The organism is Streptomyces sp. NPDC060194 (genome assembly GCF_042728285.1).
GTDB lineage: Bacteria > Actinomycetota > Actinomycetes > Streptomycetales > Streptomycetaceae > Streptomyces.
This window is the reverse complement of the sequence record NZ_JBHWZH010000121.1, coordinates 1-17,515: the sequence shown is the minus strand read 5'-3', so window position 1 is coordinate 17,515 and position 17,515 is coordinate 1. Positions and strand designations below refer to the sequence as shown.

16 protein-coding genes are annotated in these 17,515 nt (G+C 73.9%); all 16 read left to right on the top strand.

The annotated features are described in order from the left end of the window. The first annotated feature begins 332 nt into the window (after positions 1-332). The 16 genes from ACFWEG_RS22695 to der all read left to right on the top strand — a co-directional run bounded on the left by ACFWEG_RS22695 (position 333) and on the right by der (position 17,478). Positions 333-959, top strand: coding sequence for an NUDIX domain-containing protein (locus ACFWEG_RS22695; protein ID WP_387218092.1), 627 nt, complete (start codon positions 333-335; stop codon positions 957-959). Positions 960-1,135: 176 nt separating this feature from the next. Continuing rightward, on the top strand, positions 1,136-3,184 hold the full coding sequence (locus tag ACFWEG_RS22690) for a tetratricopeptide repeat protein (RefSeq protein ID WP_387218090.1): 2,049 nt from the start codon (positions 1,136-1,138) through the stop codon (positions 3,182-3,184). A 153-nt stretch (positions 3,185-3,337) separates the two neighbouring features. Continuing rightward, positions 3,338-4,453 (top strand): alanine dehydrogenase, encoded by a 1,116-nt coding sequence (gene ald, locus ACFWEG_RS22685; protein WP_387218087.1) that lies wholly within the window; start codon positions 3,338-3,340, stop codon positions 4,451-4,453. A 335-nt stretch (positions 4,454-4,788) separates the two neighbouring features. Further along, positions 4,789-6,018: a ParA family protein gene (locus ACFWEG_RS22680; RefSeq protein WP_387218084.1), complete on the top strand. Its 1,230-nt coding sequence runs from the start codon at positions 4,789-4,791 to the stop codon at positions 6,016-6,018. Continuing rightward, positions 6,015-6,575: a hypothetical protein gene (locus tag ACFWEG_RS22675; protein WP_387218098.1), complete on the top strand. Its 561-nt coding sequence runs from the start codon at positions 6,015-6,017 to the stop codon at positions 6,573-6,575. Before ACFWEG_RS22680 ends, ACFWEG_RS22675 begins: the two co-directional genes overlap by 4 nt. A 111-nt stretch (positions 6,576-6,686) precedes the next feature. Further along, complete coding sequence (locus ACFWEG_RS22670; protein ID WP_387218095.1) at positions 6,687-7,796, top strand: segregation/condensation protein A; 1,110 nt, start codon at positions 6,687-6,689, stop codon at positions 7,794-7,796. A gap of 22 nt (positions 7,797-7,818) precedes the next feature. Further along, a complete protein-coding gene (scpB, locus tag ACFWEG_RS22665; RefSeq protein WP_387218080.1) occupies positions 7,819-8,442 on the top strand; it encodes an SMC-Scp complex subunit ScpB in 624 nt (207 codons plus the stop codon). Next, positions 8,442-9,665 (top strand): pseudouridine synthase, encoded by a 1,224-nt coding sequence (locus ACFWEG_RS22660; protein WP_387218077.1) that lies wholly within the window; start codon positions 8,442-8,444, stop codon positions 9,663-9,665. Before scpB ends, ACFWEG_RS22660 begins: the two co-directional genes overlap by 1 nt. A 71-nt stretch (positions 9,666-9,736) precedes the next feature. Further along, a complete protein-coding gene (gene pnuC, locus ACFWEG_RS22655; RefSeq protein ID WP_387218074.1) occupies positions 9,737-10,375 on the top strand; it encodes a nicotinamide riboside transporter PnuC in 639 nt (212 codons plus the stop codon). Continuing rightward, complete coding sequence (locus ACFWEG_RS22650) at positions 10,372-11,421, top strand: AAA family ATPase (RefSeq protein WP_387218071.1); 1,050 nt, start codon at positions 10,372-10,374, stop codon at positions 11,419-11,421. Before pnuC ends, ACFWEG_RS22650 begins: the two co-directional genes overlap by 4 nt. Then, positions 11,418-12,197 carry an NUDIX domain-containing protein gene (locus tag ACFWEG_RS22645; RefSeq protein ID WP_387218068.1) on the top strand — a complete coding sequence of 260 codons (780 nt, stop codon included), beginning with the start codon at positions 11,418-11,420 and terminating at the stop codon, positions 12,195-12,197. Before ACFWEG_RS22650 ends, ACFWEG_RS22645 begins: the two co-directional genes overlap by 4 nt. After that, positions 12,194-13,195 carry an ADP-ribosylglycohydrolase family protein gene (locus ACFWEG_RS22640; RefSeq protein WP_387218065.1) on the top strand — a complete coding sequence of 334 codons (1,002 nt, stop codon included), beginning with the start codon at positions 12,194-12,196 and terminating at the stop codon, positions 13,193-13,195. Before ACFWEG_RS22645 ends, ACFWEG_RS22640 begins: the two co-directional genes overlap by 4 nt. Positions 13,196-13,421: 226 nt before the next feature. Further along, positions 13,422-14,507, top strand: coding sequence for a prephenate dehydrogenase (locus tag ACFWEG_RS22635; RefSeq protein ID WP_387218062.1), 1,086 nt, complete (start codon positions 13,422-13,424; stop codon positions 14,505-14,507). Positions 14,508-14,600: 93 nt separating this feature from the next. After that, entirely contained in the window at positions 14,601-15,281 is a 681-nt protein-coding gene (gene cmk, locus ACFWEG_RS22630; protein WP_387218059.1) for a (d)CMP kinase, read from the top strand. Beyond that, on the top strand, positions 15,239-15,958 hold the full coding sequence (locus ACFWEG_RS22625; RefSeq protein WP_387218056.1) for a lysophospholipid acyltransferase family protein: 720 nt from the start codon (positions 15,239-15,241) through the stop codon (positions 15,956-15,958). The genes cmk and ACFWEG_RS22625 overlap by 43 nt, the downstream gene beginning before the upstream one ends. A gap of 50 nt (positions 15,959-16,008) precedes the next feature. After that, positions 16,009-17,478 carry a ribosome biogenesis GTPase Der gene (gene der, locus ACFWEG_RS22620; protein ID WP_387218053.1) on the top strand — a complete coding sequence of 490 codons (1,470 nt, stop codon included), beginning with the start codon at positions 16,009-16,011 and terminating at the stop codon, positions 17,476-17,478. Positions 17,479-17,515: the final 37 nt, after the last annotated feature.

The window sequence follows — 17,515 nt, the reverse complement described above, 5'->3', positions numbered from 1 at the left end:
CCCTTGCGGGCGCCCCGAGGCACGGGAAACGGGTGCCGGTAACCCGGGGCTGCGCCCCGTACCCCACCCGGGGCTTCGCCCCGTACCCGCCGGGGTTGCGTCCTGGACCCGCCGGGGGTTGCGCCCAGGACTCGCTCGGGCTGCGCCCTGTACCCGCCGGGGTTGCGCCCCGTACCCGATGGGGCTGCGCCCTGGACCGCTCGGGCTGCGCCCCGTACCCGTCTGGGTTGCGCCCTGGACCCGCCTGGCTGTGCGCCGGGGTTGCGTCCTGGTCCCCGCCCGTCGCTGGGGTATAGCGGCCGTGGCGCCGTTTCGTGAGGGAGAATCGGCGTATGACGATCAAGGACACCGCCGAGGAGTGGCGGATCACCGACAGCGCGACCCCGTGGACGGGGAAGAAGACCAGCATCCGGGCGGATGACGTGGTGATGCCCGACGGGTCCACTGCGCGGCGGGACTACATGGTGCACCCCGGCTCGGTCGCCGCGCTCGCGCTGGACGAGGACGGTCGGGTCGTCGTGATCCGGCAGTACCGGCACCCGGTGCGGCACAAGCTGTGGGAGATCCCGGCCGGGCTGCTCGACGTGCCGGGCGAGAACCCGCTGCACGCCGCGCAGCGCGAGCTGTACGAGGAGGCGCACGTCAAGGCCGAGACCTGGCGGGTGCTCACCGACGTGTACACCACGCCCGGCGGCTGCGACGAGGCGGTACGGATCTTCCTGGCCCGGGACGTCTCGGTGGTGGAGGGCGAGCGCTTCGCCGTCGCCGAGGAGGAGGCCGACATGGAGCTGGCCCGGGTCCCGCTCGCGGAGCTGGTCCGCGGCGCGCTGGCGGGCGAGCTCCACAACAACATCCTCGTGGTGGGCGTGCTCGCCCTGGCCGCCGCGCTCGCCGGGGACGGCCTGGACGCACTGCGCCCGGCGGAGGCCCCCTGGCCGGCCCGCCCGTTCGAGGCCTGAGCGTTCGAGGACGTCCCGTACGCGGGTTCGTACGATCATCCGTTGATACGTTCGAGTGATCCTCTCGCCGCGTCCCCCCGGAGCCGTCACGCCCGGTGAACTACGCTCGGACCGCCCGACCGGGGTCCCGGCGGGGACCCTCGTGCCTCGTGCGCAGGCGGACGGGAGCGTGGCCCGTGACGGATCAGGCGGTGGCTTCGGCCGCTGGACAACTCTTCGGGCGGCGCCGGGAGTTGAAGGAGCTGCGGGAGGACATCGAGCGGGCCGGGCTCGACACCCTCTCGGGCCGCAAGGCCCCCCGGGCGCGCGTGCTGCTGATCGCCGGCCCACCCGGCTCGGGACGCACCGCGCTCGCCTCCCACCTGGCCGGCGAACTCGCCGCGGACTACCCCGACGGCGTGCTGCGCGCCCGGCTGCGGACCCCCGACGGTGAGGCCGTCCCCGTCGGCCGGACCGCCCGCGAACTGCTCGGCGCGCTGGAACTGCCCGCCCCGCCCGGCGCCGACGACGACCTCCTGACCGAACTGCTGCGCACCGCGCTGGCCGGCCGCACCGCCCTGCTGCTGCTCGACGACGCCGTCGACAGCGAGCAGGTCGACGCCCTGCTGCCGGACAACCCCGCCTGCCTCGCCGTCGTCGTCGCACGCGGACCGCTCACCGGCATCCCCGACGTCCGGCCCTGCACCCTCGGCGGCCTGGAGACCCCGGCCGCGCTCGAACTCCTCGGACGGGCGGCCGGCGAGGTCAGGCTCACCGTCGACCCGCAGTCCGCGGAGTCGCTGGTCGAGGCCTGCGCCCACCGGCCCGCCGCCCTGGTCCTGGCCGGCGGCTGGCTCGCCGCCCGGCCGCAGGCGGCGGTCGCCGACGCCGTCAAGCAGCTCGACGAGCAGGCCGCCCGACCCGAGGCGCCCGCGGACCCCGTCGCCCGCGCCTTCGACCTCGTCCACGCGTCCCTGCCCGAGGCCGCCGCCCGGATACTGCGCCTGCTGTCCCTCGCCCCCGCCGGGCTCGTCGACCCGCAGACCGCCTCCGCGCTGGCCGGCTGCTCGGTGGGCGCCGCGCAGAGCACCCTGGAGGACTTCGCCGCGCTCGGCCTGCTCCGTCCGCAGGGCGCCTCGCCGCCCCAGTACGAGGTCCCGGGCGCCCTGATGCCGCTGCTGACCGGGCTGCGCGAGGCCCGGGACCGGCCGGCGGAGGTGCAGCTGGCCCGGGCCCGGATGCTGGAGCGGACGGTCCGGCAGCTCCAGGCCTGCCGGGCGGTGAGCGAGCCCGAGGGCTCCGAGGCCCGCCGGCGCCTGGCCGGGCTGCCCCGCTCGCTCCGCTTCCCGAACGCCCGCGCCGGGGGCGAGTGGCTGCGCGCCCGCGAGCCCGCGCTGCTCGCCGCCGCCCGTCTCGCCACCGAGGACGGCGACCTCGACACCCTCGCCCGGCGCCTCACCGCTGCCCTGGTCCGGGCGCTGATCATCTACCGAGGCCCCGAGGAGGCCGCCCCCGAGCTCTACCACCTGCACCACCTCGTCCTGGACGTGGCCGAGCGGCGCGACCTGCACCGCGAGCGGGCCGCCGCCCTGCTCAACCTCGGCGACCTCGACGCCGCCACCGGCCGTACCGAGGACGCGCTGCACCGCTACCGGGCCGCGCTGGACGCCGGACGCGAGGCGAAGGACCCGCACGCGGTCGCCCGCGCGATGGAATCCGTGGCGGGCGCCCACCAGGAGCTGGGGGACTGGCCGCGGGCCGCCGACTGGTACGGCAGGGCGCTGGAGTCCCGGCTCGGCCGCGACGAGCTCGCCGACGAGGCGCGGCTCTACGGACGGCTCGGCACCGTGCACACCTACGCCGGCCGCTACGGCGAGGCGCTGCGCGCCTGGCGGGCGGCGGCCGCCGCGCACCGCAGGCGCGGCGATGTCGGCGGCCACGCAAGGGCGTTGAGCGAGACGGCCCGGGTCCAGGAGTACGCCGGCCGCCCCGAGGAGGCGCTGTTCACCTGCCGGGACGCGGTCGAGCTGGCCCGGGCCGCGGGCGACGACCGGCTGCAGGCGGGGCTCCAGCTCCGGCTGGCCGACACCCTGGAGCGGCTCGGCGACCCGGCCGCGGCCCAGCTGCACCGCAGCGCCGCGGACCGGCTGCTCGGCGAGGGGGACGCCGGAGGCCAGGAGACCGGCGTCGACAGGGAGGACACCACATCAGCCTGCGAAATCCGTAGCACTGCTCCGGGAGATTGATGCTTTGCAAGGCTAGACAGAGCTAAATCCTTCATTAGACTGGCTACGCCGCCACTTTCCGCGGTGTGTCCCGGTCTGCCGTCACCTACGGTGTTCGTATCGGGTTTGCTCTGTTCGCCCTGTCATCCCCCGAGTCAAGGACCGTGATCTGTCGTGAAGGTCGGCATCCCCCGCGAGGTCAAGAACAACGAGTTCCGGGTGGCCATCACCCCCGCCGGCGTGCACGAGCTCGCCCGCAACGGCCACCAGGTCGTCATCGAGCAGGGCGCGGGTCTCGGCTCCTCGATCACGGACGAGGAGTACGTCGCCGCCGGCGCGCAGATCCTGCCCACCGCCGACGAGGTGTGGGCCACCGCCGACCTGCTGCTCAAGGTCAAGGAGCCCATCGCCGAGGAGTACCACCGGCTCCGCAAGGATCAGACGCTCTTCACCTACCTGCACCTCGCCGCCTCCCGCGAGTGCACCGACGCCCTGCTCGAGTCCGGCACCACCGCCATCGCCTACGAGACGGTGGAGACGGCCGGCCGCCAGCTCCCCCTCCTCGCCCCGATGTCCGAGGTCGCGGGCCGGATCGCCCCGCAGGTCGGCGCCTACCACCTGATGCGCCAGGCCGGCGGCCGCGGCGTGCTGCCCGGCGGCGTCCCCGGCGTCACCGCGGGCAAGGCCGTCGTCATCGGCGGCGGCGTCTCCGGCTGGAACGCCGTGCAGATCGCCGTCGGCCTCGGTTTCCACGTCACGCTGCTCGACCGCGACATCGCCAAGCTGCGCGAGGCGGACAAGATCTTCGGCACCAAGGTGCAGACGATCGTCTCCAACTCCTTCGAGCTGGAGAAGGCCGTCGTCGAGGCGGACCTCGTCATCGGGGCCGTTCTCATCCCCGGAGCCAAGGCGCCGAAGCTGGTCACCAACGAGCTCGTCTCCCGGATGAAGCCCGGAAGTGTACTTGTCGACATTGCAATCGATCAGGGCGGCTGCTTCGAGGACTCGCGTCCGACCACCCACGCCGAGCCGACGTTCCAGGTGCACGAGTCGGTGTTCTACTGCGTCGCCAACATGCCCGGCGCGGTGCCCTACACCTCCACCTACGCGCTGACCAACGCGACGCTTCCGTACATCGTCGAACTGGCCAACCGCGGCTGGGTCGAGGCGCTGCGCCGCGACCCCGCGCTCGCGCTCGGCCTCAACACCCATGACGGCCAGGTGGTTTACGGCTCCGTCGCCGAGGCGCACGGTCTCGCGCACGTCGAACTGAGCACGCTCCTGGGCTGATCCGGTGACGGTTCGTCAACACGATCCGTCAACTTCCCACCGCCGGCCGGACCTCGATCCCCGAGGCCCGGTCGGCGGCCTTTGTGCCCGTTTCGCGACACTTGGTCAACTCGCGTGCTGTGCAACGCTTCAGGCGATTCGCTCACCTGTGGAACCAGGTGAGCGCGGTCGGCACACCCTTGACAGAAGGGTGTCCGCTTGCCGACACATCGTGCCGCGTCCGCCGGATTGTGTTGCTGCGGAGCGGTGACACGCCATAGAGTCGCCAACCGTCGGCAAGGTGTCACGCTGACCTGTCTAGAAGTTTCCTGGTCACCAAGGAGGTAAGACGACTTGTGAACGAGTCGACAATTACTCCCGGAGGTGGTGGGCCAGGCGGAGCGGCGACGTCCGCGCAGGATCAGCGTCAGGCGGTGGCCGGAGCGCCCCCGGAGCCCGAGGAGCCGAGGGAGTACGCGGCTGTCGGCTCCGTCGCGGTCCGCACGTTCGCCGCGTCGCAATCGAGCCACCCGACCCGCCCGAGCAGGACGACAGCCCACCAGAGCATGGACGGCCATCACGTGAACGCCATGGCCGGCGACCAGGGCCACGCACAGGGTCCCTCACAGTTCGCCGACTACGAGGTAGTGCCCGAGGGGCACTTCTACGACCCCGACGCCGAGTACGAGCCCGACCCGGAGTACGCGGCCACCCTCGCGCCCGACGCGGCCCGCCAGCGCCGCGAGCGCATCGGCCCGACCGGCCGGACGCTGCCGTACTTCCCGATCCCCGGACCGCTGACCGACCACGGCCCCGCGAAGATCATCGCGATGTGCAACCAGAAGGGCGGCGTCGGCAAGACCACGTCGACCATCAACCTGGGCGCCGCGCTGGCCGAGTACGGGCGGCGGGTGCTGCTCGTCGACTTCGACCCGCAGGGCGCGCTCTCCGTCGGCCTCGGCGTCAACCCGATGGAGCTCGACCTCACCGTCTACAACCTGCTCATGGAGCGGGGCATGGCGGCCGACGAGGTGCTCCTGAAGACCGCGGTCCCCAACATGGACCTGCTGCCCAGCAACATCGACCTTTCCGCGGCCGAGGTGCAGCTCGTCAGCGAGGTCGCGCGCGAGTCGACGCTCCAGCGCGCCCTGAAGCCGCTGATGGCCGACTACGACTACATCGTCATCGACTGCCAGCCGTCGCTCGGCCTGCTCACCGTCAACGCGCTGACCGCCGCGCACAAGGTGATCGTCCCGCTGGAGTGCGAGTTCTTCGCGCTGCGCGGGGTGGCGCTGCTCACGGAGACCATCGAGAAGGTCCAGGAGCGGCTCAACCCCGAGCTGGAGCTCGACGGCATCCTCGCGACCATGTACGACTCGCGGACCGTGCACAGCCGCGAGGTGCTCGCCCGCGTCGTCGAGGCGTTCGACGAGCACGTCTACCACACGGTGATCGGCCGGACCGTCCGCTTCCCCGAGACCACGGTCGCCGGCGAGCCCATCACGACCTACGCCTCCAACTCCGTCGGCGCTGCCGCCTACCGCCAGCTCGCCAGGGAGGTGCTCGCCCGGTGTCACGCCGAGTGAGTCTGCCGGGGGCCGACGAACTGTTCCGCACCACCGGGGGGACGGGACTGCAGTCCGCCGGACCGCGGCGGCAGGGCCCCGACCGGAGCCCGAACCAGGCCCCGGTCAACGGCGAGGCCGCTCGGGTGCCGGCTCCGGCGGGCGAGAGTGACTCGGCGGCCGCGGCGCCCTCCGAGGCGGCGCCCACGGCGTCCGAGCACGCGGCGGCCGCGGACGGCACGGCGGAGCCGCGCAGCCGCGCCGCCGAGGAGGACAAGGCCGCGGCGGCCGGCAAGGGCCGCAGGCCCGAGGCCCCGCCGGCAGGCGGGCAGCGGCGGAGGTCCCGGGCCGGCGGGCGGCGGCCCAGCGGCCGCGAACGGCACGACGAGAAGATCACGGTCTACGTCTCCGCCGAGGAGCTGATGGACCTGGAGCACGCGCGGCTCGTCCTGCGCGGTGAGCACGGACTCGCGGTCGACCGCGGGCGGATCGTCCGCGAGGCGGTCGCCGTCGTGCTCGCGGATCTGGAGTCGCGCGGCGACGCGAGCATCCTCGTACGGAGGCTGCGAGGACGGTAGGGGTAGCGTGCGGGGGTGCGGACCGAAGGAGCAGATGACGGCGCGCGGACGCCGGCGGCCCCGGAAGCGCCCGCGGCCACCGCCACGTCCGGCACCCCGGCCCGTCGGCCGCTGGGCACCCGGCTCGGAGCCGCCGCCCCGCGGAAAACCGCGACCCCACCCCACCCCGCTCCCCCTTCCGACGCCCCGACCGCCGCTCCGACGGACCCCGTCTACCCGCCCGGGCCCGCCGCCCCGCAGGAGGCCGGTCAGGCGTCGCGGGCCGTGCCTGCGTCCGGGACCCCGGCTCACGTGGCGACCGCCGCTCCGACGGACCCCGTCTACCCCCCCGGGCCCGCCGCCCCGCAGGAGGCCGGTCAGGCGTCGCGGGCCGTGCCTGCGTCCGGGACCCCGGCAGAGGGGTCCGCGCCGCCCGGACCCGACGACGGGCGCTTCACCGTCCGGCTGCGGAACTTCGAGGGCCCCTTCGACCTGCTGCTCCAGCTGATCTCCAAGCACAAGCTGGACGTCACCGAGGTCGCCCTGTCCACCGTCACCGACGACTTCATGGCGCACATCCGCGCCCGCGGCCCGGACTGGGACCTCGACCAGACCACCGAGTTCCTGGTGGTCGCCGCCACCCTGCTCGACCTCAAGGCGGCCCGGCTGCTGCCCGCCGCCGAGGTCGAGGACGAGGCGGACCTCGCCCTCCTGGAGGCCCGCGACCTGCTCTTCGCCCGGCTGCTGCAGTACCGGGCGTACAAGCGGGTGGCCGAGATCCTCGACGAGCGGCTCGCCGACGAGGCCCGGCGCTACCCCAGGACCGTCGGCCTGGAGCCGCACCTCGCCGAGCTGCTGCCGGAGGTCGTCATCAGCATCGGCGCCGAGGGGTTCGCGAAGCTCGCGGTCAAGGCGATGCAGCCGCGCGCGAAGCCGCAGGTGTACGTGGACCACATCCACGCCCCGCTGGTCAGCGTGCGCGAGCAGGCGGCCGTCGTGGTCGCCCTGCTCCGGCAGGCGGCCGGCGAGCTGAGCTTCCAGCGGCTCGCGGAGGGCGCCGAGGACACCCTCACCGTCGTGGCGCGCTTCCTCGCCCTCCTGGAGCTCTACCGGGAGAAGGCCGTCGCCCTGGAGCAGCCGGCCGCCCTCGGCGAGCTGCTCGTACGGTGGACCGGCGGGGACGGCGAGGCCGGGGCCCGCGTCCTGGTGACGGACGAGTTCGACGCGGGGGACTCCCCGTGAGGCGGCGCGACGAGGAGCGGACATGAGCGTGGCGGAGCTGGACCTGAGACCCGCCCTGGAGGCGGTCCTCATGGTCGTCGACGAACCGGCCACCGAGGAACACCTCGCGAAGGTGCTGCAGCGGCCCAGGAGGGCCGTGGGCGACGCGCTGCGGGAGTTGCGCGACGAGTACGCCGTCCAGGGCCGCGGCTTCGAGCTGCGGCTCGTGGCGGGCGGCTGGCGGTTCTACAGCCGGGCCGCGTACGCGGAGGCCGTCGAGGGCTTCGTCCTGGACGGCCAGCAGGCGCGGCTGACGCAGGCGGCGCTCGAGACGCTCTCGGTGGTCGCCTACCGGCAGCCGGTGAGCCGTTCGAGGGTCTCCGCGGTCCGCGGGGTGAACTGCGACGGCGTGATGCGGACCCTCCTGCAGCGGGGTCTGGTAGGGGAAGCGGGCACGGAACCCGAAACAGGTGCGATCCTGTACAGGACGACGAACTACTTCCTGGAGCGGATGGGCCTGCGCGGCCTGGACGAGCTCCCCGAGCTGGCGCCCTTCCTCCCCGAGGCGGACGCCGTCGAGGGGGAGACTTTGGAGGGCGTGCCGTCGTTCGATCCGGACGCACCCGACGCGCCGGGCACCGACGCAGACGACAAGACGGAATTTTGATGCGAAGCAGTAGCGGTAGGGGCAGCGGAAACAACGACGGGCGCGGCGGCTCCCAGCCGAGGTCCGGCGGCGGCGCGGGCGGTTCCCGAGGCGGCTCCGGCGGCTCGCGGGGCGGCTCGGGCGCGTCCCGGGGCGGCTCCGGCGGCGGCTGGAACGCCGGCGGCAAGGGCAAGCCCGCGCCGAGGACCAGCGGCAGCGGCTTCCGTGCCAAGGACGGCGTCGGCGCCGACGGCGAGCCGAAGCGCGCGAAGAACCCGCGCCCCGAGGAGCGCCGGTACGACGTCGGCAACGACCGCCCGGCCCCCCGCAAGGGCCGCGGTGAGGCCGCCCGCGGCGGCGCCAAGGGCGGCCCGCGGAAGTCGCCGCTGGCCGGCGACGCCCGCCGCAGGACCACCCCGGCGCGCTCGCGCGAGTACGAGGCCCGCGCCGAGGAGCGCAACCGCGACCGCTACGCGGGCAAGCCCGACGTCAAGCCCCCGAAGACCTTCCCCGGCGCCGAGCAGGAGGGCGAGCGCCTCCAGAAGATCCTGGCCCGCGCCGGGTACGGCTCGCGCCGCGCCTGCGAGCAGCTCGTCGAGGAGGCCCGCGTCGAGGTCAACGGCGAGATCGTCCTGGAGCAGGGCCTGCGGGTGAGGCCCGAGACGGACGAGATCAAGGTCGACGGGCTGACCGTGGCCACGCAGTCGTACCAGTTCTTCATCCTGAACAAGCCGGCCGGCGTCGTCTCCACCATGGAGGACCCCGACGGCCGCCAGTGCCTCGGCGACTACGTCACCAACCGCGAGACCCGCCTGTTCCACGTCGGCCGGCTCGACACCGAGACCGAGGGCCTGATCCTCCTCACCAACCACGGCGAGCTGGCCCACCGCCTCGCCCACCCGAAGTACGGCGTGAAGAAGACCTACGTCGCCGCCATCACGGGGAACCTGCCGCGCGACATCGGCAAGCAGCTCAAGGACGGCGTCCAGCTGGAGGACGGCTGGGCCCGCGCGGACAACTTCCGCGTGATCCAGCAGACCGGCAAGAACTACCTGGTCGAGGTCACCCTCCACGAGGGCCGCAAGCACATCGTGCGCCGCATGCTCGCCGAGGTCGGCTTCCCGGTCGACAAGCTCGTGCGGGTCGGCTTCGGCCCGATCGCGCTCGGCGACCAGAAGTCCGGCTGGCTGCGGCGGCTGTCGAACACCGAGGTCGGCATGCTGATGAAGGAGGTCGACCTCTAAGGAGGACGCCCCTTGTGCCCTGGCCCCCCACCTCTTTATAGTCGGAGTGACTATTAAAGAGGTGGGGGGCCATGAGCCTGTCCGACATCACCGGCGCGCTGCAACAGCCGCTGTTCACCCTGCTCGACACGCCCGTCAGCTGGACCGAGGTCCTCGGCTTCGGCAGCGGCGCGCTCTGCGTCTACCTGGTGGCCCGCCAGCACATCGCCAACTGGCCGGTGGGCATCGCCAACAACCTGTTCTTCATCCTGCTGTTCACCCAGGCCGGCCTCTTCGCCGACGCCGGGCTGCAGGTCGTCTTCATCGCGCTGGCCGCCTACGGCTGGTGGACCTGGGCCCGCGGCGTCCGCGGCGCCGAACTGCCCGTGCGCCGCACCACCCGCACCGAATGGGCGGTCCTGCTCATCGCGGGCGCGCTCGGCACCGCCGCGATCACGTGGCTGCTCGTCACCGCGACCGAGTCCACCGTCCCGTTCTGGGACGCGCTGACCACCGCGCTGTCGCTCATGGCCACCTACGGCCAGTGCCGCAAGCGCCTGGAGTCGTGGTGGCTGTGGATCGCCGCCGACCTGGTGTACATCCCGCTCTACGCGCACAAGGGCCTGTACCTGACGTCGGTCCTCTACGTCGGCTTCCTCGCGCTGTGCGTGCGCGGCCTGGTCGAGTGGCGGCGCAGTCTCGCCGCACCCCGCCTGGAGGTGGCCGCGTGAGCCCCGAGCGGTACGGCCACGGGCTGGTCCTCGGCAAGTTCTACCCGCCGCACGCCGGCCACCACCACCTGGTCCGCGAGGCCGCCGCCCGCTGCGCCCGGCTGACCGTCCTGGTGTGCGCCTCCTCGGTCGAGAGTATCCCGCTCGCCGACCGGATCGCCTGGATGCGCGAGATCCATCCCGAGCCGCACGTCCGGATCGTCGGAGTTGTCGACGACATCCCCGTCGACACCACCGACCCCGCGGTCTGGGACGCCCACATGGAGGTCTTCCGCGCCGCCGTCCCCGAGCCGCTCGACGTGGTGTTCTCCTCCGAGGCCTACGGCGAGGAGCTCGGCCGCCGGTTCGGCGCGCAGGCGGTCTGCGTCGACCCCGACCGGATCGCCCACCCCGTCTCGGCGACGGCCGTCCGCAAGGACCCCGTCGGCTGCTGGGACTTCCTCGCCCCGCCCGTCCGGGCCGCGCTGACCCGCCGGGTGGTCGTCCTCGGCGCGGAGTCCACCGGCACCACGACCATGGCGAACGCGCTCGCCGCGCACTACGGGACGGCCTGGGTGCCGGAGTACGGCCGCGAGTTCAGCGCGGCCAAGCTCGCCGCGCTGGGCCCCGGGGCTAGTTGGGAGGACGTCGCGTTCGCCTCCGAGGAGTTCCCGCTGATCGCCGCACGGCAGCAGGCCGACGAGGACGCCGCCGCGCGGACCGCCGGCCCCGTCCTGATCTGCGACACCGACGCGTTCGCCACCACCATCTGGCACGAGCGCTACCTGGGCTTCGCGAACCCCGACGTGCTCGCCCCGAAGCGGCAGCACCTGTGGCTGCTCACCGACCACGAGGACGTGCCCTTCGAGGACGACGGCCTGCGCGACGGCGAGCACCTGCGCCCGTGGATGACCGACCGCTTCCGCAGCGAACTCGCCTGCACCGGGCGGCCGTTCATCACCCTGACCGGTCCGCACGAGCAGCGGCTCGCCACGGCCGTCGCCGCCGTCGACGCGCTGCTCGCAGCGGACTGGGGCATCGCCGACCCGCTGCCGGAGAGGCGGTGACCGCCGGCGCGGGCGGCGGTCCCGGGAACACCGCACGGGCCCCCGAGGGCTACGACAAGCACGCCTTCGAACCGTTCGCCGTCACCGTCGACCTCGCCGTCCTCACCGTCCGGGACGGCGCGCTGCACGCGCTGCTCGTCCGTCGGGGCCAGGAGCCGTACGCGGGCCGGTGGGCGCTGCCCGGCGGGTTCGTCCTGCCGCGGGAGTCGGCCGAGCGGGCGGCCCGGCGGGAGCTCGCCGAGGAGACCGGGCTCGACGACGTCTCCGGCCTCCACCTGGAGCAGCTGCGGACCTACAGCGAGCCGGACCGGGACCCGAGGATGCGGGTCGTCTCCGTCGCCTTCGCCGCGCTCGTCCCCGACCCGCCCGAGCCGCGGGGCGGCGGGGACGCGGCGGAGGCGCGCTGGGTGCCGCTCGGCGGGCACGGGCCGCTCGCCTTCGACCACGACCGCATCCTCGCCGACGCCCGGGACCGGGTCGGCGCCAAGCTCGAGTACACCTCGCTGGCCACCGCCTTCTGCCCGCCCGAGTTCACCCTCGGCGAGCTCCAGGCGGTCTACGAGACGGTCTGGGGCGTCGGCCTCGACCGGCCGAACTTCCGCCGGAAGGTGCTCGCCACCCCCGGCTTCGTCGCACCGCTCGACGGCGCGCCCCGCCGGACCGGTGGGCGGGGAAAGCCCGCCGCGCTCTACCGCGCGGGCGCCTCCGCCGTGCTCCACCCGCCCCTGCTGCGCACCCCGCGCGCCGCGACCGACCCCGAAGGGCAGACCCCGTGAAACGTGCCGCCACCGGATCGCTCGTCGGGCTCGCGCTCGGCGACGCGCTCGGCTTCCCCACCGAGTTCAACGACGTGCCGTCCGTCCTCGCGAAATGCGGGCCGTGGCGGGAGATGGAGCTGGTCACCCCGGCGATCGTCTCCGACGACACCCAGATGACGCTCGCGCTCGGCGAGGCGCTGGTCACCGCCATGGACCGCGGGCTGCTCGTCGCGTCCCGCCTGGAGCGGCCGCTGCGCGAGGAGTTCGTGGTGTGGTACCGGTCGCCGGAGAACAACCGGGCGCCGGGGAACACGTGCATGAAGGCGTGCTACCTGCTGAAGACCGGGAAACCGTGGCTGGACGCCTCCCAGCTGCACTCCAAGGGGTGCGGGGCGAACATGCGGGTCGCGCCGATCGGGCTCGCGCCCGGACTGAGCGCGGACCAGCGGGCGGGGGCGGCGCAGCTGCAGTCCGCGCTCACGCACGGGCATCCCACCGCACTCGCCGCGTCCGACCTCACCGCCCACGCCGTGCGGCTGCTCGTCGACGGGGTCGATCCGGCCGGGCTCGTGGGGCGGCTGCGGTCGTACGCGATCGAGAACCGGGAGCGGTACCACGAGGCGTGGCTGGGCGGGTTGTGGCGGCGGGCCGGGGCGGTGAGCCGGCGGGCGTTCATCGCGGAGGGGTGGGACGAGTGCCTGGGGGTCCTGGAGCGGCTCCAGGACGCGTTGCGGGCGCCGTCGCCCGAGACGGATCCGTGCCTCGCCACCGGGGCGGGGTGGGTCGCGGAGGAGGCGCTCGCCACGGGGCTGCTGTGCTTCCTGCTGTTCCCGCACGAGCCGCTTCTCGCCTTGCGGCGGGCCGCGTGCTCCTCCGGCGATTCGGACTCCATCGCCTGCCTCACCGGTGCGTTCGCCGGGGCGTATCTGGGGGCGGACGCGTGGCCCGCGGCGTGGGCGGACCGGATCGAGTACCGCGAGCGCCTTCTCGCCCTGGGCGCGCGCTGGGACGGCTGAGCGGGCCCGGCCCGGGGGTTCCGGGGCTTCGCCCCGGTTGTTTCCCCCCACCCGCCCCTTCCCCAAGTCCCTCGCCGGGCGGCTTTGCGCCTGCCGGCGCGGTACCGGCCTGCGGCCGGTGGCCTCAAACGCCGGCCGGGCTGAGTTCTCGTGCGGCTCGGCTGACTAGGCTGGTGTGAGCGGCGAAGCGTCGCCTCCTGTACGCCCGTACCCGAAGGACCCGCCCGTGAGAACCGCCGTCGTCATCGGTACCGGCCTGATCGGCACCTCCGCAGCGCTCGCGCTGGCCGGGCGGGGGGTGACCGTGCACCTCGTGGACCACGACCCCGCGCAGGCGCGGACCGCCGCCGCGCTCGGGGCGGGGACGGACGAGCCGGCGGAGGGTGTGGTGGACCTCGCGATCGTGGCCGTGCCGCCCGCGTACGTGGCGGGGACGCTGGCCGACGCGATGAGGCGGGGGATCGCCCGGGGGTACCTGGACGTGGCCAGCGTGAAGGGCGGGCCGCGCCGGGAGCTGGAGGCGCTGGGGTTGGATCTGACCGCGTACATCGGGACGCATCCGATGTCAGGGCGCGAGCGGTCGGGGCCGCTCGCGGCGACCGCCGACCTGTTCGAGGGGCGGCCGTGGGTGCTCACGCCGACCCGGGACGCCGACACGGAGGTGCTGAACCAGGCGCTGGAGCTGGTCGCGCTGTGCCGGGCCGTCCCGGTCGTGATGGACGCCGACGCGCACGACCGGGCCGTCGCGCTCGTCTCGCACATGCCGCACCTGGTCTCCGGCCTGGTCGCGGCCCGGCTGGAGCACGCGGAGGAGTCCGCCGTACGGCTGTGCGGGCAGGGAATCCGCGATGTGACGCGGATCGCGGGCTCCGATCCCGGGATGTGGATCGACATCCTCTCGGCCAACCCGGGGCCGGTCGCCGACCTGCTCACCGAGGTGGCCGGGGACCTGGAGGAGACCGTCCGGGCCCTGCGCTCGCTGGAGTCCGCCGACCTCGACAAGCGCCGGGACGGGGCCGCCGGCATCGAGACCGTGCTGCGCCGCGGGAACGCGGGCCAGGTCCGGGTGCCGGGCAAGCACGGCTCGGCGCCCAAGGCGTACGAGGCGGTCGTCGTCATGATCAGCGACCAGCCGGGCGAGCTGGCCCGGATCTTCGCCGACGCCGGCCGGGCGGGCGTCAACATCGAGGACGTCCGGATCGAGCACGCCACCGGGCAGCAGGCCGGTCTGGTGCAGCTCATGGTCGAGCCCGCCGCCGCCCCCGCGCTCGGCGCGGCCCTGCGCGAGCGCGGCTGGTCGATCCGGCAGTAGGCCGTACGGGGGGACCCCGCGCAGTCGGTAACCTGGTACGGGGCCCGCTCGGGCCCCGCCCGCCTGCCCGTGCACTCGAAAGGTGTCCCCACCGTGGAATCCGCCGCCCCGGCAACCGTCATCGTCGCCATCGACGGCCCCTCCGGCACGGGCAAGTCCAGCACCTCCAAGGCCGTCGCCGCCGAGCTCGGCCTGCGCTACCTCGACACCGGCGCCCAGTACCGGGCGATCACCTGGTGGATGGTGACCAACGGGATCGACATCGACGACCCCGCCGCGATCGCCGCCGCCGCCGACAAGCCCGAGATCGTCTCCGGCACCGACCCGGCCGCCCCGACGATCACCGTCGACGGACAGGACGCCGCCGGCCCGATCCGCACCCAGGAGGTCACCTCCAAGGTCAGCGCCGTCAGCGCCGTCCCCGAGGTGCGCACCCGGATCACCGAGCTGCAGCGGGCCATCGCCGCCGCCGGCGGCATCGTGGTCGAGGGGCGGGACATCGGCACCACCGTCCTGCCCGACGCCGACCTGAAGGTCTTCCTCACCGCGTCGCCCGAGGTCCGCGCGGCCCGCCGCAGCGGCGAGCTCAAGAACTCCGACGTCGCCGCGACCCAGGCGGCGCTGGTCCAGCGGGACGCGGCCGACTCCAGCCGCAAGACCTCCCCGCTGAAGAAGGCGGGCGACGCGGTCGAGGTCGACACCTCCGACCTCACCCTCCAGCAGGTCGTCGAGTGCGTCGTCACGCTGGTCGGGGAGAAGCGGGTCGTCGCGTGAGCTCCGCCGCCTCGGCGCCGTACGCCGCGCCCTCCGCCGCCCGGGCCGACGTCGGGCGGCGGATCGGCGTCGGCCTGATGTACGGGCTGTGGAAGCCGAGGGTGCTCGGCGCCTGGCGGATACCCGCCACCGGCCCCGCGATCCTCGCGGTCAACCACCTGCACAACCTCGACGGGCCGATGGTCATGGGCGTCGCACCCCGCCCGGTGCACTTCCTGATCAAGAAGGAGGCGTTCGTCGGCCCGCTCGACCCGTTCCTGCTCGGGATCGGGCAGCTGAAGGTCGACCGCTCGACGGCCGACCGGACCGCGATCACCCAGGCCCTCGGCGTACTGGACAATGGGGGAGTGCTCGGCATCTTCCCCGAGGGCAGCCGGGGCGAGGGCGACTTCGCCTCGCTGCGCGCCGGGCTCGCGTACTTCGCGGTCCGCAGCGGGGCGCCGATCGTGCCCGTCGCGGTGCTCGGCAGCACCGACGCCCGCGGCCGGCTGGTCTCCGGGCTGCCGCCGCTGCGCAGCCGGGTCGACGTCGTCTTCGGTGACCCCTTCCAGGCCGGCGAGCCCGGCGGGCGGCGCACACGGGCGGCGCTGGACGAGGCGACCGCGCGCATCCAGGGCCGGCTCACCGGCCACCTGGCACACGCCAGGCGCCTGACCGGGCGCCACGTGAATACTTGAGTAGTGGGCCGCGCCTGCGGCCCATCGATGATGAACGAGGAACGGACTTCATGAACGACCAGATCAGCTCCGGCGACGGGCACGAGGCCCACGGGGCGCTTGGCGAAGCCGAGTACGCGGAGTTCATGGAGCTCGCCGCGGAAGAGGGCTTCGACCCCAGTTACGTCGACGGCGTCCTCGACGAGGCCAACGCCGGACCGCTCCCGGTCCTCGCCGTCATCGGCCGCCCGAACGTCGGCAAGTCGACCCTGGTGAACCGGATCATCGGCCGCCGCGAGGCCGTCGTCGAGGACCGCCCGGGCGTCACCCGCGACCGGGTCACCTACGAGGCCGAGTGGGCCGGCCGCCGCTTCAAGCTCGTCGACACCGGCGGCTGGGAGCAGGACGTCCTCGGCATCGACGCCTCCGTCGCCGCCCAGGCCGAGTTCGCGATCGAGGCCGCCGACGCCGTCGCGTTCGTCGTGGACGCCACCGTCGGCGCCACCGACACCGACGAGGCCGTCGTCCGGCTGCTCCGCAAGGCCGGCAAGCCGGTCGTGCTGGTCGCCAACAAGGTCGACGGCCCCGCGGCCGAGGCCGAGGCCGCCGCCCTGTGGTCGCTGGGCCTGGGCGAGCCGCACCCCATCTCCGCGCTGCACGGCCGCGGCACCGGCGACATGCTCGACGAGGTCCTCAAGGCGCTGCCCGAGGCCCCCGCCCAGCGCTTCGGCACCGCCCTCGGCGGCCCCCGCCGGATCGCCCTCATCGGCCGCCCCAACGTCGGCAAGTCCTCGCTCCTGAACAAGGTCGCGAACGAGGAGCGGGTCGTCGTCAACGAGCTGGCCGGCACCACCCGCGACCCCGTCGACGAGCTCATCGAACTCGGCGGCACCACCTGGAAGTTCGTCGACACCGCCGGCATCCGCAAGAAGGTCCACCTCCAGGAGGGCGCGGACTACTACGCCTCGTTGCGCACCGCCGCCGCCATCGAGAAGGCGGAGGTCGCGGTCATCCTCATCGACGCGAGCGACAGCATCTCCATCCAGGACCAGCGGATCGTCACCACGGCCGTCGAGGCCGGGCGCGCGATCGTCGTCGCCTACAACAAGTGGGACACCCTCGACGAGGAGCGCCGCTACTACCTGGAGCGCGAGATCGAGACCGAGCTGGCCCAGATCGCCTGGGCGCCGCGGGTCAACGTCTCCGCGCGCACCGGCCGGCACATGGAGAAGCTGGTCCCGGCGATCGAGACCGCCCTGGAGGGCTGGGAGACCCGCGTCCCGACCGGGCGGCTCAACGCCTTCCTCGGCGAGATCGTCGCCTCCCACCCGCACCCGGTGCGCGGCGGCAAGCAGCCCCGGATCCTCTTCGGCACCCAGGCGGGCACGAAGCCGCCGCGGTTCGTGCTCTTCGCCTCCGGCTTCCTGGAGGCCGGCTACCGGCGCTTCGTCGAGCGCCGGCTGCGCGAGGAGTTCGGCTTCGAGGGCACCCCGATCCACATCTCGGTGCGGGTGCGGGAGAAGCGCGGCCGCAAGAGCTGACGTGAAGACGCGTGAGGGGCTCCGAGCAGATGCTCGG

Coding starts and splice junctions, on each gene's coding strand:
- scpB (WP_387218080.1), top strand. CDS start 7,819: ATGAGCGTGGCGGAGCTGGACCTGAGACCCGCCCTGGAGGCGGTCCTC.
- der (WP_387218053.1), top strand. CDS start 16,009: ATGAACGACCAGATCAGCTCCGGCGACGGGCACGAGGCCCACGGGGCG.
- pnuC (WP_387218074.1), top strand. CDS start 9,737: ATGAGCCTGTCCGACATCACCGGCGCGCTGCAACAGCCGCTGTTCACC.
- ACFWEG_RS22660 (WP_387218077.1), top strand. CDS start 8,442: ATGCGAAGCAGTAGCGGTAGGGGCAGCGGAAACAACGACGGGCGCGGC.
- ACFWEG_RS22695 (WP_387218092.1), top strand. CDS start 333: ATGACGATCAAGGACACCGCCGAGGAGTGGCGGATCACCGACAGCGCG.